The 23457-nt window shown below is 64.1% G+C and carries 20 protein-coding genes and 1 tRNA gene; 7 read left to right on the forward strand and 14 right to left on the reverse strand.

Annotated elements, in window-relative coordinates; all coding sequences use genetic code 11:
• Window positions 1-164 precede the first annotated feature (164 nt).
• The gene (locus AC56LG_RS07155) at window positions 165-350 is read left to right on the forward strand and encodes a hypothetical protein (protein ID WP_497165418.1); all 186 of its coding nucleotides are present in this window, start codon (window positions 165-167) and stop codon (window positions 348-350) included.
• 26 nt (window positions 351-376) lie between these two features.
• On the opposite strand, the gene AC56LG_RS07160 is transcribed toward AC56LG_RS07155, so the two are convergent.
• From AC56LG_RS07160 to ybiB, 7 genes are all read right to left on the reverse strand, one after another.
• Window positions 377-455 (reverse strand) — tRNA-Ile (locus AC56LG_RS07160).
• 118 nt (window positions 456-573) lie between these two features.
• Window positions 574-2802, reverse strand: coding sequence for an RNA polymerase sigma factor RpoD (gene rpoD, locus AC56LG_RS07165; protein ID WP_497165419.1), 2229 nt, complete (start codon window positions 2800-2802; stop codon window positions 574-576).
• 256 nt (window positions 2803-3058) lie between these two features.
• Window positions 3059-4855 (reverse strand): DNA primase, encoded by a 1797-nt coding sequence (gene dnaG, locus AC56LG_RS07170; protein ID WP_497165420.1) that lies wholly within the window; start codon window positions 4853-4855, stop codon window positions 3059-3061.
• A 115-nt stretch (window positions 4856-4970) separates the two neighbouring features.
• Window positions 4971-5420, reverse strand: a complete 450-nt coding sequence (locus AC56LG_RS07175) for a GatB/YqeY domain-containing protein (RefSeq protein ID WP_497165421.1) — start codon at window positions 5418-5420, stop codon at window positions 4971-4973.
• Window positions 5421-5548: 128 nt separating this feature from the next.
• On the reverse strand, window positions 5549-5761 hold the full coding sequence (gene rpsU / locus AC56LG_RS07180) for a 30S ribosomal protein S21 (RefSeq protein WP_005665410.1): 213 nt from the start codon (window positions 5759-5761) through the stop codon (window positions 5549-5551).
• A gap of 278 nt (window positions 5762-6039) precedes the next feature.
• Window positions 6040-7248, reverse strand: coding sequence for a BaiN/RdsA family NAD(P)/FAD-dependent oxidoreductase (locus tag AC56LG_RS07185; protein ID WP_497165422.1), 1209 nt, complete (start codon window positions 7246-7248; stop codon window positions 6040-6042).
• 81 nt (window positions 7249-7329) lie between these two features.
• Entirely contained in the window at window positions 7330-8316 is a 987-nt protein-coding gene (gene ybiB / locus AC56LG_RS07190; protein WP_497165423.1) for a DNA-binding protein YbiB, read from the reverse strand.
• A 119-nt stretch (window positions 8317-8435) separates the two neighbouring features.
• On the opposite strand from ybiB, the gene AC56LG_RS07195 reads away from it, so the two are divergent.
• The 3 genes from AC56LG_RS07195 to AC56LG_RS07205 all read left to right on the forward strand — a co-directional run bounded on the left by AC56LG_RS07195 (window position 8436) and on the right by AC56LG_RS07205 (window position 11607).
• Complete coding sequence (locus AC56LG_RS07195; protein WP_497165424.1) at window positions 8436-9497, forward strand: 3-deoxy-7-phosphoheptulonate synthase; 1062 nt, start codon at window positions 8436-8438, stop codon at window positions 9495-9497.
• A 115-nt stretch (window positions 9498-9612) separates the two neighbouring features.
• Window positions 9613-10653, forward strand: a complete 1041-nt coding sequence (gene tsaD / locus AC56LG_RS07200; RefSeq protein ID WP_497165425.1) for a tRNA (adenosine(37)-N6)-threonylcarbamoyltransferase complex transferase subunit TsaD — start codon at window positions 9613-9615, stop codon at window positions 10651-10653.
• 99 nt (window positions 10654-10752) lie between these two features.
• Window positions 10753-11607, forward strand: coding sequence for an endonuclease/exonuclease/phosphatase family protein (locus AC56LG_RS07205; protein WP_497165426.1), 855 nt, complete (start codon window positions 10753-10755; stop codon window positions 11605-11607).
• A gap of 163 nt (window positions 11608-11770) precedes the next feature.
• On the opposite strand, the gene AC56LG_RS07210 is transcribed toward AC56LG_RS07205, so the two are convergent.
• The 3 genes from AC56LG_RS07210 to AC56LG_RS07220 all read right to left on the reverse strand — a co-directional run bounded on the left by AC56LG_RS07210 (window position 11771) and on the right by AC56LG_RS07220 (window position 13701).
• Complete coding sequence (locus AC56LG_RS07210) at window positions 11771-12433, reverse strand: DsbA family oxidoreductase (protein WP_497165427.1); 663 nt, start codon at window positions 12431-12433, stop codon at window positions 11771-11773.
• A gap of 86 nt (window positions 12434-12519) precedes the next feature.
• Window positions 12520-13140 (reverse strand): glycerol-3-phosphate 1-O-acyltransferase PlsY, encoded by a 621-nt coding sequence (gene plsY / locus AC56LG_RS07215; protein ID WP_497165428.1) that lies wholly within the window; start codon window positions 13138-13140, stop codon window positions 12520-12522.
• A gap of 69 nt (window positions 13141-13209) precedes the next feature.
• Entirely contained in the window at window positions 13210-13701 is a 492-nt protein-coding gene (locus AC56LG_RS07220) for an aminoacyl-tRNA deacylase (RefSeq protein WP_497165429.1), read from the reverse strand.
• Window positions 13702-13739: 38 nt separating this feature from the next.
• Between AC56LG_RS07220 and AC56LG_RS07225 the strand changes: the two genes are divergently transcribed.
• Complete coding sequence (locus AC56LG_RS07225) at window positions 13740-14714, forward strand: endonuclease/exonuclease/phosphatase family protein (protein ID WP_497165430.1); 975 nt, start codon at window positions 13740-13742, stop codon at window positions 14712-14714.
• Here the strand turns inward: AC56LG_RS07225 and AC56LG_RS07230 are convergent.
• Window positions 14695-16812 (reverse strand): putative bifunctional diguanylate cyclase/phosphodiesterase, encoded by a 2118-nt coding sequence (locus tag AC56LG_RS07230; RefSeq protein ID WP_497165431.1) that lies wholly within the window; start codon window positions 16810-16812, stop codon window positions 14695-14697. The genes AC56LG_RS07225 and AC56LG_RS07230 overlap by 20 nt on opposite strands.
• Window positions 16813-17134: 322 nt before the next feature.
• Between AC56LG_RS07230 and AC56LG_RS07235 the strand changes: the two genes are divergently transcribed.
• Both AC56LG_RS07235 and AC56LG_RS07240 read left to right on the forward strand, forming a co-directional pair.
• Window positions 17135-18364: an efflux RND transporter periplasmic adaptor subunit gene (locus AC56LG_RS07235; protein ID WP_497165432.1), complete on the forward strand. Its 1230-nt coding sequence runs from the start codon at window positions 17135-17137 to the stop codon at window positions 18362-18364.
• A gap of 4 nt (window positions 18365-18368) precedes the next feature.
• A complete protein-coding gene (locus AC56LG_RS07240) occupies window positions 18369-21488 on the forward strand; it encodes an efflux RND transporter permease subunit (protein WP_497165433.1) in 3120 nt (1039 codons plus the stop codon).
• Between the two features lie 208 nt (window positions 21489-21696).
• Here AC56LG_RS07240 and AC56LG_RS07245 read toward each other — a convergent pair whose 3' ends face one another.
• The 3 genes from AC56LG_RS07245 to AC56LG_RS07255 form a co-directional block, all read right to left on the reverse strand.
• Window positions 21697-21897 (reverse strand): hypothetical protein, encoded by a 201-nt coding sequence (locus AC56LG_RS07245; RefSeq protein WP_497165434.1) that lies wholly within the window; start codon window positions 21895-21897, stop codon window positions 21697-21699.
• 69 nt (window positions 21898-21966) lie between these two features.
• Window positions 21967-22869, reverse strand: a complete 903-nt coding sequence (gene xerD, locus AC56LG_RS07250; RefSeq protein ID WP_497165435.1) for a site-specific tyrosine recombinase XerD — start codon at window positions 22867-22869, stop codon at window positions 21967-21969.
• Window positions 22842-23366 (reverse strand): methylated-DNA--[protein]-cysteine S-methyltransferase, encoded by a 525-nt coding sequence (locus tag AC56LG_RS07255; RefSeq protein WP_497165436.1) that lies wholly within the window; start codon window positions 23364-23366, stop codon window positions 22842-22844. The genes xerD and AC56LG_RS07255 overlap by 28 nt, the downstream gene beginning before the upstream one ends.
• Window positions 23367-23457: the final 91 nt, after the last annotated feature.

The raw sequence follows: 23457 nt of genomic DNA on the forward strand, positions 1-23457 counted from the left end.
ACCAGCGCGATTTGGTGCCGTTCGCGCTGGTGACAGGTCTGCGCCAGGGCGACGTGATCGGCTGATGTTGGTCGCAGGTCGACCTTGGTCGCCGTACAGCGCGGGTTCATGGCGACGACGCCAAGAACGGCGGTGACCTGCATGTGTCGCTCAACGACCTCGCCATGGATGTCCTGCAGCGCCAGCGTGGAAAACATCCGGAGCACGTCTTCGCCTACAAGGGAGAGCCGATCAACTGGGCCAATACCCGTGGCTGGAAACGCTGCGTGATCGATACCCTGCTGTACGTTACAACTACGTCACAATGCCGTTCGCAAGGCGAACAAAAAAGGGGTCACGGAACGCCGTAACCCCTTGATTCGCAATTAACATATTGTGGTAGGCCTCCCGTGAGTCGAACACGGCACCAACGGATTATGAGTCCGCTGCTCTAACCAGGCATGAGCTAGAGGCCCAGAAATCGGAACAATGACAAAATTTCTCGCCACTCTGCTGCACGGCGCGAGTCCGTGCAGCAGAGTGGCGAGAGGATATTGCGTTTAGTGCAGGTACGTCAAGGCTCAGCTACAACAATCAGCTGCTGCCCTCCAGGAAGCTCTTCAGCTTGTCCGAGCGCGACGGGTGGCGCAACTTGCGCAGGGCCTTGGCTTCGATCTGGCGGATGCGTTCGCGGGTGACGTCGAATTGCTTGCCGACCTCTTCCAGCGTGTGGTCGGTCGACATTTCGATGCCGAAGCGCATGCGCAGCACCTTCGCTTCGCGTGGGGTCAGCGAGTCGAGCACGTCTTTGACCACGCCGCGCATCGAGGCGTGCAGGGCTGCGTCGGACGGGGCCAGCGTGTTGTTGTCCTCGATGAAGTCGCCCAGGTGCGAATCGTCGTCGTCGCCGATCGGCGTTTCCATCGAGATCGGCTCTTTGGCGATCTTCATGATCTTCCGGATTTTGTCTTCCGGCATTTCCATCTTGATGGCCAGCGTTGCCGGGTCCGGCTCCGCGCCCGTCTCTTGCAGGATCTGGCGCGAGATGCGGTTCATCTTGTTGATGGTTTCGATCATGTGCACCGGAATCCGGATGGTACGCGCCTGGTCGGCGATCGAGCGGGTGATGGCCTGGCGGATCCACCACGTCGCATAGGTCGAGAATTTATAGCCGCGGCGGTATTCGAATTTATCGACCGCCTTCATCAAGCCAATATTGCCTTCTTGGATCAGGTCGAGGAATTGCAGGCCGCGGTTGGTGTATTTCTTTGCGATCGAGATCACCAGGCGCAAGTTGGCCTCGGTCATTTCGCGCTTGGCCTTGCGGGCCTTCATTTCGCCCGCTGCCATCTGGCGGTTGATGTTGCGCAGGTCTGGCAGCGGCAGCACGACGCGCGATTGCAGGTCGATCAGGCGTTGCTGCAATTCCTTGATCGTCGGGATGTTGCGGCCGAGGATGGCGCTGTAGGCGTGGCCGGCGTTGACTTCGCCGTCGACCCATTCCAGGTTCGTCTCGTTGCCTGGGAAGACTTTGATGAAGTGGGCGCGCGGCATGCCGCAACGGTTCACGGCGACATCGAGAATTTGCTTTTCGATGTGGCGCACTTCGTCGACCTGGCCGCGCAGGGTGTCGCACAGCTTTTCGACGACTTTCGCGGTGAAACGGATGCCCAGCAGTTCGTCGGAGATGGCTTCCTGCGCCTTGACGTAGGCTTTGGAATTGTAGCCATCCTTTTCGTAGGCCTTGCGCATCTTGTCAAACTGTTGCTCGATGGTGCTGAACTTGCCCAGTGCCGCGGCTTTCAGCGCTTCGAGCTGCTCGGCGGAATAGCCGGCGGCGCCCGGCGTGGCGGCGGCTTCCTCTTCCTCGCCCTCTTCCTCGTCTTCGGCGTCTTCATCATCCTCGTCATCGCCGTCCGTGGCGGGCACGACGGCCGATGGCGAGGTTTCTTCGGCGCCTTCTTCTTCGACCAGGCCGTCGACGATTTCGTCGATCTTGATTTCGTCGGCGTCGATGCGCTGGGCGGCGGAGATGATTTCGGCGATGGTGACCGGGCAGGCCGAGATGGCCTGGATCATGTCGCGCAGGCCGTCTTCGATGCGCTTGGCGATTTCGATTTCGCCTTCGCGCGTCAGCAGCTCGACCGAACCCATTTCGCGCATGTACATGCGCACCGGGTCGGTGGTGCGGCCGAAGTCGGAGTCGACGGTCGACAGCGCCGCTTCGGCGGCGGCTTCGGCTTCGTCGTCGCTGGTGACGGTGGCAACGTTATCGGACAGCAGCAGCGACTCGGCATCGGGCGCGTGTTCGTACACGGCAATGCCCATGTCGTTGAAGGTACCGATGATGCCTTCGATCGCTTCCGGGTCGACGATGTTGTCGGGCAGGTGGTCGTTGATTTCCGCATAGGTGAGGAAACCGCGCTCCTTGCCGTTCTTGATCAGCGCCTTGAGCTTCTGGCGCCGGATCTCGATTTCTTCTTCGCTCGCTTCGGTATCCGAGGCGAACGCGTCTTTCAACAGGGCTTTTTCCTTGGCCTTGCGGTCCTTGGCCTTGGCCTTGTCGACGGCCTTCAGTTCGGCGCGTTCGACCGCGTTGAGCGCGGCGACTTCGTCGTTCTCGGGCGTGAATTCTTTCGGTTTGCGACCGCGGCGCCCCGGGACTTTGACGGATGGCAGCACGTAGCCGGACGTGTCGATGGCGGCCAGGGCGGCCGCATCGGTGGTCTGGCTGACGACGGGGGCGGCGCCCGCGGTGCGGACATCGGCCTTGTCTTGTGCGTTGTCTGCCTGGGCAGACGCTCTGGTGGGTTTGGCAGCCACTTTGGGTTCGGGTTTCTTGGTTGGCACAGGCGCTTTCGATGTCACAACGACTAACTTTACGATGGTTAAAGATAAAGTTTTGTTACCTTACATCACGCTGCATCCAGCGTACAACACTGCTGCGCTAACTGAAACTCCACGCCCCTTTTGACACGAAAGTCGTTTCAAAGGTTGCAATAGTTAGCGTTTTATTATAGCACGCACCCCTCTTTTTCCAAGTTGCACGAAGCCTACTTGCCGACTTCGCAACGCACCCTCAGCGGGGGCTGCGGTCGGCAGCCTGCTCAGCCTCCAGAACCTGCTGCTGTGCTGTGATTTCGCGATAGCGAGCGCTCACCTGATCTGGGGTCAGACCCTTGGAAAACAACTGGTTCAACTCCTGTTTCAACGCGTCGAGCTTGATTTGTCTCACTGCACTAACCAGGAACACGCGGTCGGCATCGGGATCGGATTCCGGCTCGGAGGCGATCTCGGCGATGATCCGGTCGTAGTGGTTACTCGCCTCTTTCAACTGTTCCGACAGTGACGCGAAGTTGCCGTATTCCCCCAGCGCCTGGGCCACGCTGACCAGGTAGCGCAAAGCATCGCTCGATTCCTGTCCGAAATAGTCGAAGGCCTGCAGCGCAGATTCGTCCAGGTTCAGCGACAGCGCCGGATGCGCGACCAGGATGCGCGTGATCTGCAATTCGAGGCCGACCGGCTCCGGGCGGCCCTGGCGCGGCGGCGCCTTTTTCGCCACCGATACCGGCTTGGACAATTCGAACAGGCTTTCGATCTCGGCCGGCGAGGATTCTGTCAGGCTGGCCAGGCCGCGCACGATCTGCAGGCGCAGCGAGGATGGCGTCATCGCCTGCAGCAGCGGCTTGGCGTCGTACTGGGTGGCGGCGCGCCCTTCCGGCGTCGACAGGTCGTGCTCGCCCGTTACCTCTCTCAGCAGGAATTGCGACAGCGGCATGGCATCGTTGATTTCCTGGGCAAACGCGTCGGCGCCGAATTCGCGCACGAAGCTGTCCGGGTCATGCTTTTCCGGCAAGAACAGGAACTGGATGGTCTTGTTGTCGGACACTTGTGGCAAACACGCTTCCAGCGCACGGCGGGCGGCGCGGCGGCCGGCTTTATCTCCGTCGAAACTGAAGATGACGTTGTCGGTCTGACGCAGCAATTTTTGCACGTGGGTACTGGTGCAGGCGGTACCGAGGGTAGCGACCGCTTGCGGGAAGCCGAGCTGGGCCAGCGCGACGACGTCCATGTAGCCTTCGGTCACCAGCACGTAGCCGGCGTCGCGGATCGCCTGGCGCGCTTCGAACAGGCCGTACAGTTCCAGGCCCTTCTGGAACAGCGGCGTTTCCGGCGAGTTCAGGTATTTCGGTTCGCCGCCGTCGAGCACGCGGCCGCCGAAGCCGATCACTTGCCCTTTGGTATTACGGATCGGGAACATGATGCGTTCGCGGAAACGGTCGTAACGCTTCTTGTTGCTGCCGTCCTCATCCACCTTGTCGATGACGAGGCCGGACTCGACCAGCGCCAGCATGTCGTAATCGGCAAATACCGTGCGCAGGTTGTCCCAGCCGGACGGGGCGTAGCCCATGCCGAAGCGGGCGGCGATTTCGCCGGTCAGGCCGCGGTTTTTCAGGTAGCTGATCGCGTTCGACGCGGTTTTCAGCTGGGCGCGGTAATAGTCGCAGGCCTGGCTGAGCGCTTCGGTCATCGACTGCGATTGCGCCTGCTGGGCGGCGCGCTGCAGCGGCGGGATCTTGTCGTCGGCTTCGGGCACGACCATGCCCACGTTCTGCGCCAGGTCCTTGACGGCATCGACGAAGCCCATGCCCGAGTATTCGATCAGGAAGCCGATCGAGGTGCCATGGGCACCGCAACCGAAGCAGTGATAGAACTGTTTGGTCGGGCTGACGGTGAAGCTGGGGGATTTTTCGCTGTGAAAAGGACACAGCCCCATGTAATTGGCGCCGCCCTTTTTCAGCTGGACGTAACGCCCAACGACGTCGACGATGTCGACGCGGTTGAGCAAATCGGTAATGAAGGATTGCGGAATCACGTAAGAGCTCTACACCGTGTTTGTCTAAGGTCAGACTATACCGCAGCGCCCGCTGCAAATTGATTTACAACAAGCAAGGGCCGGTCGGACCCATTTGTGCTTACTTGTGTGCGAATCAGGCGCCAGTCAGTGCTTTCTTGACCAGGGTCGAGACGACCGTCATGTCGGCACGTCCCGCCAGCTTCGGCTTGACGATGGCCATCACTTTGCCCATGTCCTGCGGGCCGGCGGCGCCGGAGGCGGTCACGGCGGCGGCGACTTCGGCGGCGATTTCATCGCTTGATAAGCCGGCCGGCATGTAGGTCACCAGCACTTCGAGCTCGGCCTTTTCGATCTCGGCCAGGTCGGCGCGGTTGCCGGCTTCGAACTGGGTGATCGAATCCTTGCGCTGCTTGATCATCTTTTCGACGATGGCGACGGTTTGCTGGTCGTTCAGTTCGATCTGCTCGTCGACTTCCTTGCGCTTGATGTCGGCCAGGATCAGGCGGATCGTGTTCAGCTTGCCGGCTTCCTTGGCGCGCATCGCCGCTTTCATGTCGTTGGTGATTTGTTCTTTCAGGCTCATGGATTCTCCAATCGATAGGGGACAAACAACAAAACCCGCCAGGGTGACAACCAGGGCGGGTTCGAGGACTTCTCGCAGCTACCGGGACGAGCGCAGCGCTTCGTCGCCGGACTAGCCGGCAGACAGTCTTAGTACAGTTTCTTAGGCAGTTGCTGGCTGCGGATGCGCTTGTAGTGGCGCTTCACGGCAGCGGCAAGCTTGCGCTTACGCTCTGCAGTTGGCTTTTCGTAGAACTCGCGTGCGCGCAGTTCCGTCAGCAGACCGGTTTTTTCGATAGTGCGCTTGAAGCGACGCATAGCGACTTCGAACGGCTCGTTTTCTTTAAGGCGGATAGTGGTCATGTAAAAATCAAACCGTTGGATTTAGGGAAGAACGAAATTCTAGCAGCTTTTGGCAAGCAGTGGAAGAGATTAAGGAGGTGTGATCTATTTAATACAGGGGTATGCATCGGGTTGTGGAGCTGCGGCTGAGCCGTTAGCGGTGGGCATAATCCGCGTGGGCTTGGAGAGCCCACCCTACGGGCGAGGCCGCAGGCCGGAGTTCGCGAAACCCAGGCCAGGCCGCAGGCGGTAGCCTGCGAAACCCGATCATGCCGGCGATCTTTGCTGGTAAAAAAAACTTAGACGCTCTGCCCTGCCACGTAAGCCGAGGCCCAGGCCCACTGGAAATTGTAGCCGCCGAGCCAGCCGGTGACGTCGACGGTTTCGCCGATGAAGTAGAGGCCGGGAACATCTTTCGCCATCATCGTCTGCTGCGACAGGGCGCGGGTGTCGACCCCGCCGAGGGTGACTTCGGCCTTGCGGTAGCCTTCGGAGCCGGTCGGGACGATGGCCCAGCGGTTGATGGCGTCGCCGAGTTTACGCAGCTTGGCGTCGGGCATGTCGGCCAGGCGGGCGTCAGGCGCCAGGCCGTTGGCCAGCAGCAAGCCCTCGACCAGGCGCGCCGGCAGCCATCCGGTCAGCACGTTGCCGAGCTGTTTTTTCACGGTCGTCTTGGCGCCGATCAGCTCTTCGGCAATGTCCATGTCGGGCAGCAGGTTCACCACGATCGGCGTACCCGGTTCCCAGTAGCTGGAAATCTGCAGTATCGCCGGACCGGACAGGCCGCGGTGAGTAAATAACAGATCTTCGCGGAACAGGCCGCGCCTGGCGTTTTTACCCTTGCCGGAACCGGTCGATACTTCCACTTCCAGCGCGATGCCGGCCAGCGGTGCGAACGCTTCCCAGCTCGGACCGTCGAAGGTCAGCGGCACCAGGCCCGGACGCGCCTCAATCAGCGGCAAGCCGAACTGGGTGGCGATGCGATAGCCCAGGTCGGTGGCGCCGATCTTCGGAATCGACAGGCCGCCGGTGGCGATCACCACGCTGTCGGCTTCGATGTCGCCGTGGTCGGTGTCGATGCGGTAGCCGTCCGCTTCCTTCGCGATGCCATGCACCTTGCACGGCATGCGCCAGTTGACTTCGGCGGCGCTGCATTCGGCCTTCAGCATGGCGATGATCTGCTCGCTCGAGTCGTTGCAGAAGAGCTGGCCGCGGTGCTTTTCGTGGTAGCCGATCCGGTGCTTTTTCACCAGCGCCAGAAAGTCTTGCGCCGTGTAGCGCGACAGCGCGCTCTTGCAGAAGTGCGGATTCTGCGACAGGAAGTTGGCCGGCCCGGCGTTGATGTTGGTGAAGTTGCAGCGTCCGCCGCCGGAGATGCGGATCTTCTCGGCCAGCTTTTCCGCGTGGTCGATCAGGACCACGCGTTTGCCGCGGGCGCCGGCGATTGCCGCGCACATCATTCCGGCCGCGCCTGCGCCGATAATCGCTACATCGAATTGTTTTGCCATGAGCTGCTGCCGCCAAATTCCAAACCCGCCATTGTAAACGCTGGGCCTCGCGGCCGCACGCCCATCGACGCCAGTGTGGTTTTACGGAGCAGCCAGCGCAGTGCGCCGGCGCACCTCGCGCGCGGCCGCCGCCACCCGCGCCACCTGGTTGGCGATCGACACGGGCACCGGCGCCTCGCCGGCGAGCGCCGCGCGAATCCAGGCAGCGGTAGCGGCGGCATCGCGCGCTTCCGGCACGGCGGACAAGGTATCGGCCGGCGGATCGCGCTCGACCAGCACGTCGCGCGCGCCCTCATGGAACCAGTCGATCTGCTGGGCACGGTGCGGATTGGCGACGGTCTCCCCTTCGGTGCCGCGCATCAGGAAGGCGTCGCCGCGTGCGTGCGGCGCGACGGTCTGAAAATATTCGCCCAGCGTTTGCAGGTATTCGGGATGGGTGTACGAGACCAGGCGCAGCGCCGCGCCTTCGAAAGGTTGCAGGATCTTGACGATGGTATGCGTCGAGTTGCGCACGCCCAGGATGCGGCGCAGCGACAGCATGTGGGCCAGACTCGGCGCCAGCGTCTCGATCGGCATGAAGGCGGGGCGGCGCGCTTCGAAGGCATCGTGCACGGCCGCGCTGGTGGCGGCTTCGGCCAGGCCCAGTTCGGCCAGGATCTCGGCGGTGGTGATGCGGCCCGGATCGGTGCGTACGCCATGCACCAGCGTCGGTACGCCTTCGCGCGCCAGCAGCAGCGCCAGCAGCGGCGTCAGGTTGGCGAGCTTGCGCGCGCCGTTGTAGCTCGGGATGAGCACCGGGGCGAACTCGCCGGGCGGCGCCGGCAGCGGCGCGAACGCGTTTTCGGCGGCGTCCATGAAGCCGGCCAGCTCATCCACCGACTCGCCCTTGATGCGCATGGCGAGCAGGATAGCGCCCAGTTCCAGGTCGGAGACGCGACCATCGAGCATGGCGCCGTAGAGCGCCGCGGCATCGATACGCGTCATGCTGCGCGCGCCTTTGACGCCGCGGCCGATCTCCTTGATGAAGTGGGCGGCGGGGAATGGGTTTACATGATTTTCGGTCGTCATACCGTCAGCTTACACCCACATGCGTGCGCCCTGCTTCGGCGCTGTTTGCTGCACGTTGCTGCAGACAAGCATTTTTGGCGCTACACTCGTCGATCCGACTTTGTCCAACGGACCGCACCATGCAGATCACACCAGATATCGAAAATACCAACGTTACCTCGTTCGGGCGCATGCCGACCCCGACCGAGCTGCACGCCAAGCTGCCGCTTTCCGAGGGGGCGTTTGCCACCGTCATGAACGGCCGCGCCGCGCTGCGCGACATCCTCGACCGCAAGGACGGGCGCCTGTTCGTCGTCGTCGGCCCCTGCTCGATCCACGATCCGGAAGCGGGCCTGGACTATGCGCGCCGCCTGAAGGCTTTACAGGCCGAAGTCAGCGAGACCATGCTGCTGGTGATGCGCGTGTACTTCGAGAAGCCGCGCACCACCACCGGCTGGAAGGGCTACATCAACGATCCGTTCATGGACGACTCGTTCCAGGTCGATGTCGGCATGGAACGCGCGCGACAGTTCCTGATCGACGTCTGCGAACTCGGCCTGCCGACCGCCACCGAGGCGCTCGATCCGATCTCGCCGCAGTACCTGGGCGATCTGATCGCCTGGACCGCCATCGGCGCGCGCACCACCGAATCGCAGACCCACCGCGAGATGTCTTCGGGCCTCTCGACCCCGGTCGGCTTTAAAAACGGTACCGACGGCGACGTGGGCATCGCGATCAATGCGGTGCTGTCGTCGGCCAATCCGCATGCCTTCCTCGGTATCAACGACAAGGGCGCGGTCTCGATCGTGCGCACGCGCGGCAACGGCTACGGCCACGTGGTGCTGCGCGGCGGCGGCGACCGTCCGAACTACGATTCGGTGTCGGTCACGATCGCCGAGCAGGCGTTAACAAAGGCGGGATTGCCGGCCAACCTGGTGGTCGACTGCTCGCACGCGAACAGCTACAAGAAGCCGGAACTGCAGCCGCTGGTGATGTCGGACGTGATCCAGCAGATCAAGCACGGCAACCGCTCGCTGGTCGGCGTGATGATCGAGTCGAACATCGTGGCCGGGAACCAGCCGATTCCTGCGGACCTGAGCCAGTTGAAGTATGGCTGCTCGGTGACCGACGGCTGCATCGGCTGGGACGATACGGTGACGATGCTGCGGAATGCGCACAAGGAGTTGATGCAGCGTCCGTAAACACGGTGGGCATGCCCACCCTACGGTCGCGAATGATCAAACGACCTGGCGGCCGGCATCTGCCGGCCGTCTGCTTTACAATGCCACCTTCCGCTTTTCCCTTCCGGCTTTTCCCATGATTGTTCTCGGCGTCGAATCCTCCTGCGATGAAACCGGCCTGGCTCTGTACGATACCCAGCGCGGGCTGCTGTCCCATGCCCTGCATTCGCAGGTCGCCATGCACGAGGAGTACGGCGGGGTGGTGCCGGAACTGGCCTCGCGCGACCATATCCGGCGCGCCCTGCCCCTGCTCGAACAGACCTTGCATGACGCCGGCATCGCCAAGGACGACATCGACGCCATCGCCTACACCCAGGGCCCGGGCCTGGCCGGCGCGCTGCTGGTGGGCTCCTCGGTCGCCTGCAGCCTGGCGCTCGCGCTCGACAAGCCGGTGCTGGGCGTGCACCACCTCGAGGGCCACCTGCTGTCGCCGCTGCTGGCGACGGACCGTCCGGCCTTTCCCTTCATCGCCCTGCTGGTCTCGGGCGGGCACACGCAGCTGATGCGCGTCGACGGCGTCGGCCGTTACACGCTGCTCGGCGAAACGCTGGACGACGCCGCCGGCGAAGCCTTTGACAAATCGGCCAAGCTGCTCGGCCTCGGTTATCCGGGCGGACCGGCGATTTCGCGGCTGGCCGAATTCGGCGACCCGAGTGCCTACACGCTGCCGCGCCCGATGCTGCACTCGAAGGATTTCAACTTCAGCTTCTCGGGCCTGAAAACGGCCGTGCTGACGGTGGTGAAGAACCACGAAGAGAAGGTGATCGCCAACATCTGCGAGCAGGACAAGGCGAACATCGCGCGCGGCTTCGTCGACGCGATCGTCGACGTCCTGACCGCGAAATGCGTGAACGCGCTGCGCCACTCGGGTTTGAAACGGCTGGTGATCGCCGGCGGCGTCGGCGCCAATGCGCAGCTGCGCGCCTCGCTGAATGCCGCTGCCGAGAAGCGCAAGTTCCGCGTGTTTTATCCGGAGCTCGAATTCTGCACCGATAACGGCGCGATGATCGCCTTTGCCGGCGCGCTGCGCCTGGAGAGAAATCCTGCCCTGGCGACGCGCGATTATGCCTTCAATGTGCGGCCACGCTGGCCACTGGACGAGCTCGAAGCCGCATGATGCTTCGATGAACTTGCACCGCCCGCATCGATCCTAACGTGTGACCGCCCTGTCCCAAACGGTGGCAAACTCTGGCGGTTCAGTTTTGGGAGGCACTACATGCGCGTTGTAAGTTGGAACATTCACTGGGGTTGCGGGAAGGACGGGCGCATCCGTATTCACGCGATCATCGATGTGCTGCGCAAGCTCAATCCAGACATCATCTGCCTCCAGGAAGTCGCTGCCAACCACCCGGAACTCGAAGGCAGCGCCACCGCCAACCAGTTCAAGCAACTGGCCGGCGCCTTTGGCGGCTTCCACGCGATCGAGTACGCGCCCAGTGAGATCTACCGCAACAACGTCCCCCGCCTGTTCGGCAACCTGATCCTCTCGAAGTACCGCGTCACCCAGGCGCACCGCCACCTCCTGCCCTGGCCGGCCGATCCGGACAACCTGCCCGGCATGCCGCGCGGCGCCATCGAAGTCGTGCTCGACACGCCGGGCTCGAAGCTGCGCCTGGTCACCACCCACCTCGAATACCATTCGCCGCTGCAGCGCCTGGCCCAGGTGCAGCGCCTGCGCGAACTGCACGCGCACGCCTGCGCCCGCGCGCGCATCTTCGCGCCGCATCCGGAAATGGACGCGCCCTACCAGCTGGGCGAACGTCCGGCCGGCGCCGTCTACTGCGGCGACTTCAACATGGCGCCCGGCGCCGCCGACTACCAGGCCCTGCTCGCGCCCGGCCTCGACGGCGCATCGACGCTGGTCGACGCCTGGGCCGCCCAGCACGCCGGCCAGGCCCACGCGCCGACGACCGGCCTGCACGGCTACCCGTGGCCGGAAAAGCCCGACTGCTACGATTATTTCTTCGTGACCGAAGACCTGGTGCGGCGCGTGGTCTCGGTCGAGGTGCAGTCGGAGACGGCGGTGTCGGATCACCAGCCGGTGGTGCTGGAATTGATTCCAGGGGCGTGATTCGCGCACCGGACATATGGTGTGTGCAGCAGGACGTAGGGTGGGCGCCCCGTGCCCACGCGTAACGCTTGCATGGTGTTGGCCCGGTTTTCCAACCCTGCCAACACGGTGCGCACTTCACGCGTGGGCACGGGGCGCCCACCCTACACACCCCACCCACCAATCAAATCAACGGCGCATCGGCCTGCGCCGCGATCTCGCGCAGCGCGCGTTCGAACACTTCCGGCGGCTGGCCGCCGGAGATCAGGTGGCGCTGGTTGATGACGATCGCAGGCACCGAGCGGATGCCGGCGCGCTGGAAGAACAGTTCGGTCTCGCGCACTTCGTCGGCATACTCGCCGCTGTCGAGGATGCGCTGCGCCTCGGTGGTGTCGAGACCGACCTGGCCGGCCACGCGCACGAGCAGTTCGCGCGAGCTCGGGTCTTCGCAGTGGGTGAAATAGGCTTCGAACAGCGCCAGCTTCAATGCATGCTGGCGGCCCTGCTCTTCGGCCCAGTGCAGCAGGCGGTGGGCGTCGAAGGTATTGTAGATGCGGCCGCGGCGCGCCATGTCGAACGTAAAGCCGACCGCTTCGCCGCGCTGGCGGATCTGTTCGCGCGACTGGATTTGCTGCTCGAGCGGGGCGCCGTATTTTTCGGTGATGTGTTCGACGATGTCCTGGCCTTCGGGACCCATGTCGGGATTGAGTTCGAAGGGCTGGAAGTGCAGCTCGGCGGTGACGTCGGGGGCGACTTTTTCGAGTGCCTGTTCGAGTGACTTGAGGCCGATCGCGCACCAGGGGCACGACACGTCCGACACGAAATCAATCCTCACTTGCTTGCTCACGTTGTACCGCCTTCCTGATTGGGCGCCGGCGCAGAGTGCGCCGGCTTTGCCACGATATGGGGATGGTTGTGAGGGAATCAACAGCCTTACTTCTTCCTGGCGCCGGCGGCCTTGCTGCCGATGCGCGATTCCTTGCCGGCGATAAGGTTGCCGATGTTGCTGCTGTGGCGCCACAGCAGGAGCGAACTCATGGCGACGACCGCGAACAGGATTTCGTTCACGCCGAACAGCAGGCCGTAGTAGAACGGGGCGAACACGGCGGCGATCAGCGCGGCCAGCGACGAGTAGCGGAAGGCGTAGGCCACCACCAGCCAGGTCACCAGGGTGGCCAGGCCGAGCCAGACGTTCAGGCCGAGCAGCACGCCGAGCGCGGTGGCGACGCCCTTGCCGCCAACAAAACGGAAGAAAATCGGGAACAGGTGGCCGAGGAAGACGGCAATCGCGACCAGGGCGATGCCGGCGTCGTCGAGACCGTAATCCGGACCGAGCTGGATCGCCAGGAACACGGCCAGCCAGCCCTTGGCGCCGTCGCCGATCAGGGTGGCGATTGCCGCTTTCTTGCTGCCGCTGCGCAGCACATTGGTCGCGCCCGGGTTTTTCGAGCCGTAGGTGCGCGGGTCGGACAGGCCGAACACGCGGCTCATCACGACGGCAAACGAAATCGAGCCGATCAGATAGGCGGCGATGGTGGCAATCAGGGTGTTCATGATGTTGTCTCTCTGTTATGACCCTCTGGCGGGCTCGTGAATATACACTAGCGCGCCATACAACGATAGTCAGTCAGCCAGCGCGCACTGCACCGCTTTGGCGCCGAGCACGTCGACCAGCACCCCAGGGGCGATGCCGACCAGGTAGCCGCGGCGGCCGCCGTTGATATAGATTTTTTCCAGCGCCAGGATGCTCTCCTCGACGTACACCGGCATCGCCTTGCGCGTTCCGAAGGGAGAGGTGCCGCCGATCAGGTAGCCCGAGTGGCGCTGCGCCACCTCGGGCTTGCACGGTTCGACCGATTTGCAGCCGATCGCACGCGCCAGGTTCTTGGTGGATACCTTGCAGTCGCCATGCATCAGCACGATGAGCGGACGCGCCGCCTCGTCCTGCATCACCAGCGTCTTGACGACGTCGTGCTCGGGCACGCCGAGGGCGCTGGACGACACCGCGGTGCCGCCATGGTCTTCGTAGGCGTAGGGATGCTCGGTGAAACTCACCGCATGCTTGCGCAGGAACCCGGTGGCGGGTGTCTCGGACACGTGCTCTTTCTTGGCCATGCGTGATACGCTAAACACTGGAATAAAGGGTTTCTATTATGCAGCAAGAAATACGCTTTGCCACCTTTAACGTATGCAACCTGGCGCCGCCGGGTGTGAAGCTGTACGACAACCTGCTGCCGACCACGCAGGCCGAATACGAAGCCAAACTGGACTGGACCGCGCACCAGATCGACTTGCTCGATGCCGACGTCATCGGCTTCCAGGAAATCTTTTCGCAGGCGACGCTGAAGGAAGTGCTGGCGCGTACCAGGCGTTACCGTGAAGCCTTTCACCTCGGCTTCGATCCCGACCCGGGCGCGCTGCGCCTGACGCCGAGCGTGGCGCTGGTGTCGCGCCTGCCGTTGTCCGGCCCGGCGCAGCAGATGGTCGAATTCCCGCGCGGTATCGAACTGCCGAGCGGCAGCCGCGACGCCGCGCGCTTTACGCGGGCGCCGCTGCACGCGGTGGTGACCGTCTCGCCCGACGTGCTGGTCGACGTGGTGGTGGTGCATTTGAAGTCGCGCCGTCCGGATTACCGCAGCGGCGACACCGGCGAAGACCCGGCCCTGTACGCGCTGGCCTGCCTGCGCTCGCTGATCCGGCGCGGCACCGAAGCGGCCGCGCTGCGCGTGCTGATGACCGAAATGGGCCGTGCTCACCGCCGTCCGCGCGTGCTGCTGGGCGACTTCAACGACGTGGCCGACTCGGTGACCACCAGCATCGTGCTCGGCGCCGGCACGCCGCTGGGCGACCGCCTGTACGACGCCAGCCAGGTGCAGAGGCGCGCCGACCACGCGCACCACCTCGGCTTTTCGAGCGTGCACGAGGGCCATTATTCGACGATCGACCACATCCTGGTGTCGGAAGAATTCAACGGCGCCCTGCCGAACGCCATCGGCGAAGTGGTCGACGTGATCTACCTGAACGACCACCTCGACCTGGCGCTGCCGCACGCGTCCGACCATGGCCAGGTGCTGGCGCGCATCCGCCTGTATGACGAGGGACACGGCCTCATGGAGGCGGGCGTATAGGCGGCGCTGCTGGCGGCGCTCCTGGTGACGCTGCGCCCTCCCCCGTGCATGCATAAAACCCCTGGTATTCGTCGCAGCCATGGCGCTGCAGGTAGTCCAGCTGCGCGGCCGTCTCCACTCCTTCCGCGATCACTTTCAACTTGAGGCTGCGCGCCAGCGCGATGATGGCCGGGATCATGGCGGCGCCCTCGGGTGCGTTGACGATGTCGTCGATGAAGCTGCGGTCGATCTTGAGTTTCGACAGCGGAAAGCGGCGCAGGCTCGACAGGCTGGAAAATCCGGTGCCGAAGTCGTCGACGGTCAACTGCACGCCGCGTGCGCGCAAGGTGTTGACGGTGGCCAGCGTGGCGGCCTCGCCGTTCATGATCGATTGCTCGGTGATTTCCAGGTCGAGGAATTCGGGCGCCAGGCCGGACGCCCCCAACGCTTCGTCGACGTACCGCAGCAAGTCGTCGTGAACGAACTGGACATTCGACAGATTCACCGCTACCACCACCGGAAAGCCGGCATCGTGCCAGCGCCGTCCCTGGCGGCAGGCTTCCTGCAGCACCCATTGGCCGATCGGCACGATCAGCCCGGACGCTTCGGCGGCGCGGATAAACGCGTCCGGATGCAATAGTCCGCGCTCGGGATCGCGCCAGCGGATCAGCGCTTCGAAGCCGACCGTGCGGCCGCTGCCGATATCGATTTCGGGCTGGTATTCGAGCTCGAACTCGCCGTTTTCCAGGGCCCGGCGCAGGCGGTTTTCGGTCTGCACGCGCTCGAGCACGCGCGAGTTCATTTCGGGGCTGAAGAAGTGAAAGGCGCTGCGGCCACTCTCCTTGGCATGGTACATCGCCACGTCGGCATGGCGCAGCAAGGTTTTCGGGTCGTCGCCGTCGCTCGGGCAGATGGCGATGCCGATCGACACCGACAGCGTGACGGAGCCAGGCGGCGCCGCCAGCGGCCGCGCCACCGATTGCACGATGGTGGCCGCCACGTGCGCGGCCTGGTCGACGCCGCCGATGTCGGCCAGCAGCACCACGAATTCGTCGCCGCCGAGCCGGCTGACGGTATCGACCCGGCGCACGCAGCGGCGCAGGCGGTCGGCCACTTCCTGCAGCACGCTGTCGCCGACTTCGTGGCCGTGGCTGTCGTTGATCGCCTTGAAATGGTCGAGGTCGATGAACATCAGGGCAAACTGGCGGCGCTGGCGCGCGACCGCGGCCAGGGCTTGCCCGAGGCGGTCCATGAACAGGATCCGGTTCGGCAGCCCGGTCAGGGCGTCGTGCTCGTCCTGGTGGCGCGCCTGCTCGACCGCGCGGCGGCGTTCGCTGATGTCGGTCAGCATCACCATGTAGCTGGTGACGGCGCCGCCGGCGTCGGTGATCGGCGACAGCGCCGCGCGGATCGGGAGCGTGCTGCCGTCGCGGCGTACGCCCCATAGTTCTCCTTCCCAGTGCTGGTGGCCGTCGAGCTGGTCGCGCAGCCGGTCGTAGAAGGCACGGTCCTGCACGCCCAGCTGCAGGCTCGGCAGTTCAGCCCCCACCACTTCCTCGACCGCATAGCCGGTCAGTTCGGCATAGGCGCGGTTGGCGGCCAGCACGCGGTGCTCGCGGTCAACCAGCAGGATGGCGTCGCGCGCATGGTCGAATACCTGGCTGGCGCGGCGCAGCGAATCTTCGAGTTCCTTGCGCGCGGTGACGTCGACTTCCATGCAAAACACCTGGCGTGTGGTCCCGTCTTCGGGAATCGGGAAATGGCTCGAATGCAGCCACAGGCGCCGCCCGTCGCGCAGCTCGACATGCCATTCGCGCGCCTTGACCGCCGCGCCGGTGCGCCAGACAGAGGCAATGGTGGCGTCGAATTCCTCCTGCTTGCCCAGGTGCCGAACCAGCTTGGCGAAGGGCTGGCCAACGGCTTCGTCGGCGGAGATGCCGGTGAGCTCGGCGCAGGCGCGGTTCCAGAAGCGCACCACGCCCTGGCGGTCCTGGCTGTGCACGGCCACCGACGGGCTCAGTTCGATCGCCGCGACGAAGCGGTACAGCCAGTCCAGCGCTTCGCGCGCCGGCCCGCCAGAGGGGGCGGACGGGGGCGGCTCGGGCAATTCGCTGCTCACGAAGCAATCCTTTTCTTTAATGTAACGAGACGGCGGCGGCTGCCTCCAAGCGAACCATTCTTGATGCCGCCGCCCCCATTCCGTTTGTGCGCACGCAAAGATATGGCGCCTGCATACATGCGCGCCAGCGCCACCGCGCTCCGTCCGTCTTTTCTGCACTTCAGCGTCCAAAAACCCCTGCTTGTCGCATTTCGATGGTGTCTGGTCTTGTCAATTTCTATAGTCCCACCATGCGCACGGAGCTTCGCCTCACACAAGGTGGAGCACGCGCGCTCCCTATTCCGCTCTCCTCGTGCTCTTAACAATTCGAACAACGGCCGCCATGAAAATCGAAACCTTGCCGCTCACGTCCAGCCCTCCTTCCACCACCACCCGGCGCCGCTGGCGCAAGCCGGCCATCGCGCTGGTCGTGGCGGCGCTCGCGGCCGGCGGCTGGTTCGCGTATCAGAGCAATGCCGAGGGCAAGTCAGCGCCACCCGCGGCAAGCGCGGAGAAAAAGGCCGACAAACCCACCGTCTTCGAACTGGCGCAGAACGACGTCGTCACGGTCGAGTCGCGCGAACTGGCACTGCGCCTGCCGCTGTCGGGTTCGCTTGCGCCGCTGGCGCAAGCCACCGTCAAATCGAAGGTGTCAGGGGTGGTGCTGAACACGACCGTGCGCGAGGGCATGAACGTGAGCGCAGGCCAGGTCATCGCGCGCCTGGACGACGCCGATGCGCGCGCCCGCGTGGCGCAGCAGGCGGCCATGCTCAAGGAAGCGACTGCACGGCTGGCGCTGGCGAACAAGAACGAGGCCAACAGCCAGGCCCTGCTCAAACAGAACTACATCTCGCAAAGTTCGTTCGACACCACCCGCAACAGCGTCGAGCTGGCGCAGGCGGCGGTCGACGCGGCGCGCGCGCAACTCGACCTGGCGCGCATCGCGCTGAACGACACGACGATCCGCGCGCCGCTGTCCGGCGTGGTCAGCAAGCGCTTCGTGCAGGCCGGCGAAAAGCTGTCGCCGGACAGCCCGGTGATGGCGATCGTCGACCTGCAGCACCTGACGCTCGACGCCCAGGTGCCGGCGTCCGACATCCCGCGCGTGCAGGTCGGCCAGGAGGTGCGTTTCAAGGTCGACGGCTTCGACGGCCGCGCATTCACCGGCAAGGTCGCGCGCATCAATCCGGCCACCGAGGCCGGCTCGCGCGCGATGCTGGTGTATATCAGCGTCGCCAACGACGACGGCCTGCTGCGCGCCGGCATGTTCGCCAAGGGCGAAATCACGACCGACAAGTCGGCCGCGCGTCCGATCGTGCCGCTGGCGGCACTGCGCAAGGATGGCGCGCGCGACGTGGTGTACCGGGTCAACGGCGGCAAGGTGGTGGCGCAGCCGGTCCAGCTGGGCATGAAGAGCGAGGACGAGGGGCTCGCCGAAGTCACCGGCGGCGTGGAAGCAGGTGCGGTGCTGCTGGCGGTGCCGCTCGACGGCGTCAAGCCGGGCAGCGCGGTCAAGTTGGCAGCGGCGGCAAAGGCGGCACCGTCGGCCGTCACCCTGGCGAAGAAGGACTGACGCCATGTGGATCACCAAAGTCAGCATCCGCCATCCGGTCTTCGCCACCATGGTCATGGTCGGCCTGATGGTGCTCGGCCTGTTCTCGTACCGCTCGCTCGGCGTGGAAAGCATGCCCAACGTCGACATTCCCTATGCCTGGGTCGAGACCCAGTATCCGGGCGCCTCGCCGGAGCAGGTCGAGAACGACGTCACGCGGCCGATGGAAGAAACCATCAATACCGTCAGCGGCATCAAGAACATCCGCAGCAATTCATGGGAAGGCCGCAGCGGCGTCTCGATCGAATTCCACATCGCCACCAACATGGACAAGGCGATGCAGGATTTGCGCGACAAGGTGGCGCGCGTGCGTCCCGGCTTCCCGAAAGAGGTCAAGGAACCGTTCGTCATCCGCGCCGACGGCGAGAACCAGCAGCCGATCGTGCGCCTGTCGGTGACCTCGAACGAGCGCGACATGCGCGCCCTCTCCACGCTGGCGGAACAGGTGATCGTGAAGCGCCTGCAAAGCGTGGCCGGCGTCGGTGAAGTGCGCACTGGCGGCGTGGCGCGGCGCCAGATCCTGGTGCACGTGAAACCCGAACAGCTGCGCAGCCAGAACATCGGCATCGACGAAGTGCTGCGCGCGATCCAGGCGACGAACGCCAATCTCCCGGCCGGCAACCTGCAATACGGCGCGGCCGAGCGCCTGGTGCGGGTCGAGGGCAAGATGCGCGAAGCGCGCGAGTTTAAAAACATCATCGTCGCGCGCCGCGCCAGCGGCCCGGTCTACCTGTCGCAGGTGGCCGACGTCGTCGATGGCGAGCGCGAAGAGACGTCGATCTCGCGCGTCAACGGCGTGCGCGCCATCTCGCTCGACATCACCAAGGTGCAGGATGCGAACACGGTGCAGGTCGGCACCGGCATCATGAAGATGGTCGAGCAGATGAGGAAGACGATGCCGGCCGACGTCCAGTTCCGCGTGATGGACGACCAGTCGACCACGGTCCAGCAGCAGCTCGACAACGTCAAGCGCACCATCATCGAAGGCGCGATATTGACCATGGTGATCGTGTTCCTGTTCCTGCACTCCTGGCGCAGCACGGTGATCACCGGCCTGACGCTGCCGATCTCGGTGCTGGCGTCGTTCATCGCGATGCGCTACTTCGGCTTTACCCTGAACTTCCTGACGCTGATGGCGCTGTCGCTGTGCATTGGCCTGTTGATCGACGATGCGATCGTGGTGCGCGAAAACATCGTGCGCCACCTCGGCATGGGCAAGAGCCACCTGCGCGCGGCCGAAGAAGGCACCAACGAGATCGGCCTGGCCGTGATGGCGACGACCTTTGCGATTGTCGCCGTGTTCGTGCCGATCGCCTTCATGGACGGCATCATCGGGCGCTTCTTCCTGCAGTTCGGCGTCACCGTGGCGGTGGCCGTGCTGGTGTCGCTGTTCGTCTCCTTCACGCTCGATCCGATGCTGTCGTCGGTGTGGCCGGACCCGGTGAAGGACCGCTTCAAATACGTGCCCTGGCTGGGACGCGCCATGGCGCGCATCGAGGTCGGCATCGAGCACGTGCACGGCATCTACGGCCGCGTGCTGGCGCTGGCCCTGCGCTGGCGGAAGTCGACGCTGGCGCTGGCGCTCGGCATCTTCGTCGGCAGCCTGTTCCTGATCCCGCTGATCGGCGGCGAGTTCGCGCCGAAAACCGACAATGGCTTCATCGAGATGCGCTTCAAGACGCCGGTGGGATCGAGCCTGGCCTACACCGACGGTAAAGTGAAGCAGGTCGAGGATGCGCTGCGCCCTTATCCCGAGATCGAAGCGGTCAGCAGCGCCATCGGCGTCTACGAAGGCCACAACAGCGCCCAGGTGATTTTAAAACTGACCGACGTGCGCAAGACCAAACGGCGCTCCCAGGAAGAGATGGAAGGCGTGATCCGCGAGCGCCTGTCGTCGATCGCCGGCATCACCATGTCGGTCGGGAACAAGCCGGTGTTTATCGCGATCCTCGGGCGCGACGAAGCCAAACTCGACGCCGCCGCGCACAAGTTGATGGACAAGATGCGCGCCATCAAGGGCGTGGTCGACCTCGAGTACAGCCAGGAAGGGGCGAATCCCGCCACCGTCATCAAGATCAACAACGAACTGGCCAGCGACCTGGGCCTGTCGGTGGCGCAGGTGGGCGCGGCGCTGCGGCCTTTCGTCGGCGGCGACCAGATCAGCCAGTGGCTGGCGCCGGACGGCCAGAACTACGAGGTCAACGTGCAGCTGCCGAGGAGCGGCCGCCAGAAGGTGGCCGACCTGGCCGACCTGTCGCTGGCCTCCTCGCGCATGGACGCCGCCGGCAATCCGATCATGGTGTCGCTGCGCCAGGTGGTCGAGTTCGTGCCTTCGTTCAGCCCGCAAGTGCTGAAGCGCCAGGCGCTGGAACGGCGGGTGGCGATCTACGCCGGCATCGAAGGCCGGCCCTCGGGCGACGTCAACGCCGACATCAAGAAGGCGATGGACGCGATCGAACTGCCGGAAGGCGTGCGCTTCGACGTCGGCGGCGATGCCGAGCAGATGGCCGAGACCATGGCCAACTTCGTGTCGGCGATCGCGATTGCGATCATCTTCATCTACCTGGTGCTGGCCTCGCAGTTCGGCAGCTTCCTGCAGCCGATCGCGATCATGATGTCGCTGCCGATGTCGCTCATCGGCGTGCTGCTGGCGCTGCTGGCGACGGGCAGCACCCTGAACATCTTCTCGGTGATCGGCGTGGTCATGCTGATGGGGCTGGTGACCAAGAACGCGATCCTGCTGGTCGACTTCGCCAACCACGGCCAGCGCGAAGGCCGGGCGCAATTTGCGGCGATCCTGGAAGCGGGGCAAGTGCGCCTGCGCCCGATCCTGATGACGACGCTGGCGATGATCTTCGGCATGCTGCCGATGGCGATCGGCGCCGGCGACGGTGGAGAAACGCAAGCGCCGATGGGCCGTGCGGTAATCGGCGGGGTGATCACGTCGACGCTGCTGACCTTAGTCGTGGTGCCGGTGGCGTACAGTTATCTCGACAATATCGGCAAGCGTGCGCGCAAGTGGTTTGCCAAGGGACATGAGGAAATCGTCGACGTAATGCCGGTCGTTGTGAAGGAATCTGCATAACGGCAGTCCGTGGCGGGAGTGCACCGTAGGGTGGGCTCCCCGAGCCCACGCGTGAACGCGCCGCAGTGTTAGCTTCGTTCGAAGCCAACATGCGGCGCGTCGTTGTATTGGAAAAAAATGGAATTGCGACCGTCAACGACGTGTCATGCAGTACGAAGAATCATCGGCCGCGTGACGCGTGGGCACAAGTGCCCACCCTACAAGTTCATTACGGCGTCTGCGTTTCCTGCGCATCCACATTCATTGCAGCATCGGCTTCGGCCTCGTCCGCCCCTTCCTCCGTCACCGCACTTGCCTCCCCATTCGGATTGGCCTTTGCTTCCGCTTTACGTTTGGCTTTTTCTTCCGCCTTGCGTTTCTTTTCCAGTTCCCGCTGCCGCTTCTCGTAACTGAAGTTAGTTTTGGCCATGATCACCTCATATGCTTGGTTGAATTAGTGCGCAACTATTATGCGCCAGTTAAGCTTTCAGGATTTGAATTAACCACGTGGGTGGTGCTGTGCATGCAGGTGCTTCAACCGTTCGCGCGCAACATGGGTATAGATCTGTGTGGTGGAAATGTCCGAGTGTCCCAGCAACAATTGCACCACGCGCAAGTCAGCACCATGGTTCAACAAATGCGTCGCAAATGCATGGCGCAGCGTATGCGGCGACAGCGGCGCGCGGATGCCTGCCTTGAGCGCATGCTTCTTGATGACGACCCAGAACATCTGGCGCGTCATCGCCCCGCCGCGGCCGGTGACGAACAGGGCGTCGTCGACCTGCCCGTTCAGGATGATGCCGCGCGCATCTTGCAGATAGCGCTCGAGCCAGGCGCGCGCCTCGCCGCCAAAGGGCACCAGGCGCGTCTTGGCGCCCTTGCCGGTGATGCGCAACACGCCGTCGTTCAAGCTGAGTTCGACAATTTTCAGCGCCACCAGTTCCGACACGCGCAGACCGCTCGCATACATCAGTTCGAGCATCGTGCGTTCGCGCAGGCCGAGCGGCGTCGCTACGTCCGGCGCCGCCAGCAAGGCCTCGACCTGCGCCTCGCTGAGCGTGTGGACGAAACGCGTCGGCTGGCGCGCGGTGGCCATTTTCAGGCAGGGGTCGCTATTGACGCGCCCCTGGCGCAGCGCCAGCGCATAAAACCGCTTCAAGACCGACAGGCGCCGGTTGGCCGTGCTCGGTTTGGTGTCGGGATGGCGCTCGGCGAAATAGCCGGCCAGGTCTTCCGGCCCGGCGCCGAGCAGGCCACGGCCGGGCCGCTTGGCGTCCAGCCATGCCAGGAACATGCGCATGTCGCGCCGGTAGGCGTCGAGCGAGTTCTTCGCCAGGCCCTGCTCGAGCCAGAGCGTGTCGCAGAACTCGTCGATCAGTCCCAGATCGCCTGCTGCTGCCATGGAGATGCGGTGGCGCCTTCGTGACGCAGCAGCCAGCGCTTGACGGACAAATGAAAACCGTTCTCGTCGTCATGGCTGGCAAAGCCGCCGAGGCCGCCGGCGGCGGTCACGCGGTGGCAGGGAATGACGAGCGGGAACCAGTTGGCGCCGCACGCCTGGCCGACGGCGCGCGGCGCCGAGCCGATGTCTTTCGCAATCCGGCCGTAGGTCTTGACGGTGCCGCGCGGGATTGCGCTGATCGCGTCCCAGACACGCTTCTGGAAAGCGCTGCCGGCCTCGAACAGGGGCAGGTCGAACGTGAAATCGGGATCGGCCAGGTAACGCTCGACCTGGCGCGCGGCAGTGTCGGCGACCGGGTCCTGCGCGTCTTTCGCGTCGAAGCGCGGCTGCAGATAGACGAGCTCGCGCACCCGTCCGCCTTCGGTGCGAATGCCGATCGCGCCGAACGGGGCCGCCACGATGGCGGAAAACAGCTCGCTGCCTGGTTGTGTAGTCATAACGGCAGTTTACTCCTCGGATCGCGCGGCCACCACCCCTTTTTCGCCTGAGCAATAGCTTGTGCGTGCGGCTGACTCAGCCGAAAAAGAT

It is taken from the genome of Telluria sp. ZB2R32 (genome assembly GCF_059685715.1).

Excerpts from the sequence above, each read along its gene's own strand:
- AC56LG_RS07155 (WP_497165418.1), top strand. The coding sequence starts at position 165 with ATGGATGTCCTGCAGCGCCAGCGTGGAAAACATCCGGAGCACGTCTTC.
- AC56LG_RS07175 (WP_497165421.1), bottom strand. The coding sequence starts at position 5,420 with ATGAGCCTGAAAGAACAAATCACCAACGACATGAAAGCGGCGATGCGC.
- rpsU (WP_005665410.1), bottom strand. The coding sequence starts at position 5,761 with ATGACCACTATCCGCCTTAAAGAAAACGAGCCGTTCGAAGTCGCTATG.
- AC56LG_RS07185 (WP_497165422.1), bottom strand. The coding sequence starts at position 7,248 with ATGGCAAAACAATTCGATGTAGCGATTATCGGCGCAGGCGCGGCCGGA.
- ybiB (WP_497165423.1), bottom strand. The coding sequence starts at position 8,316 with ATGACGACCGAAAATCATGTAAACCCATTCCCCGCCGCCCACTTCATC.
- AC56LG_RS07195 (WP_497165424.1), top strand. The coding sequence starts at position 8,436 with ATGCAGATCACACCAGATATCGAAAATACCAACGTTACCTCGTTCGGG.
- tsaD (WP_497165425.1), top strand. The coding sequence starts at position 9,613 with ATGATTGTTCTCGGCGTCGAATCCTCCTGCGATGAAACCGGCCTGGCT.
- AC56LG_RS07205 (WP_497165426.1), top strand. The coding sequence starts at position 10,753 with ATGCGCGTTGTAAGTTGGAACATTCACTGGGGTTGCGGGAAGGACGGG.
- plsY (WP_497165428.1), bottom strand. The coding sequence starts at position 13,140 with ATGAACACCCTGATTGCCACCATCGCCGCCTATCTGATCGGCTCGATT.
- AC56LG_RS07220 (WP_497165429.1), bottom strand. The coding sequence starts at position 13,701 with ATGGCCAAGAAAGAGCACGTGTCCGAGACACCCGCCACCGGGTTCCTG.
- AC56LG_RS07225 (WP_497165430.1), top strand. The coding sequence starts at position 13,740 with ATGCAGCAAGAAATACGCTTTGCCACCTTTAACGTATGCAACCTGGCG.
- AC56LG_RS07235 (WP_497165432.1), top strand. The coding sequence starts at position 17,135 with ATGAAAATCGAAACCTTGCCGCTCACGTCCAGCCCTCCTTCCACCACC.
- AC56LG_RS07240 (WP_497165433.1), top strand. The coding sequence starts at position 18,369 with ATGTGGATCACCAAAGTCAGCATCCGCCATCCGGTCTTCGCCACCATG.
- AC56LG_RS07245 (WP_497165434.1), bottom strand. The coding sequence starts at position 21,897 with ATGGCCAAAACTAACTTCAGTTACGAGAAGCGGCAGCGGGAACTGGAA.
- xerD (WP_497165435.1), bottom strand. The coding sequence starts at position 22,869 with ATGGCAGCAGCAGGCGATCTGGGACTGATCGACGAGTTCTGCGACACG.
- AC56LG_RS07255 (WP_497165436.1), bottom strand. The coding sequence starts at position 23,366 with ATGACTACACAACCAGGCAGCGAGCTGTTTTCCGCCATCGTGGCGGCC.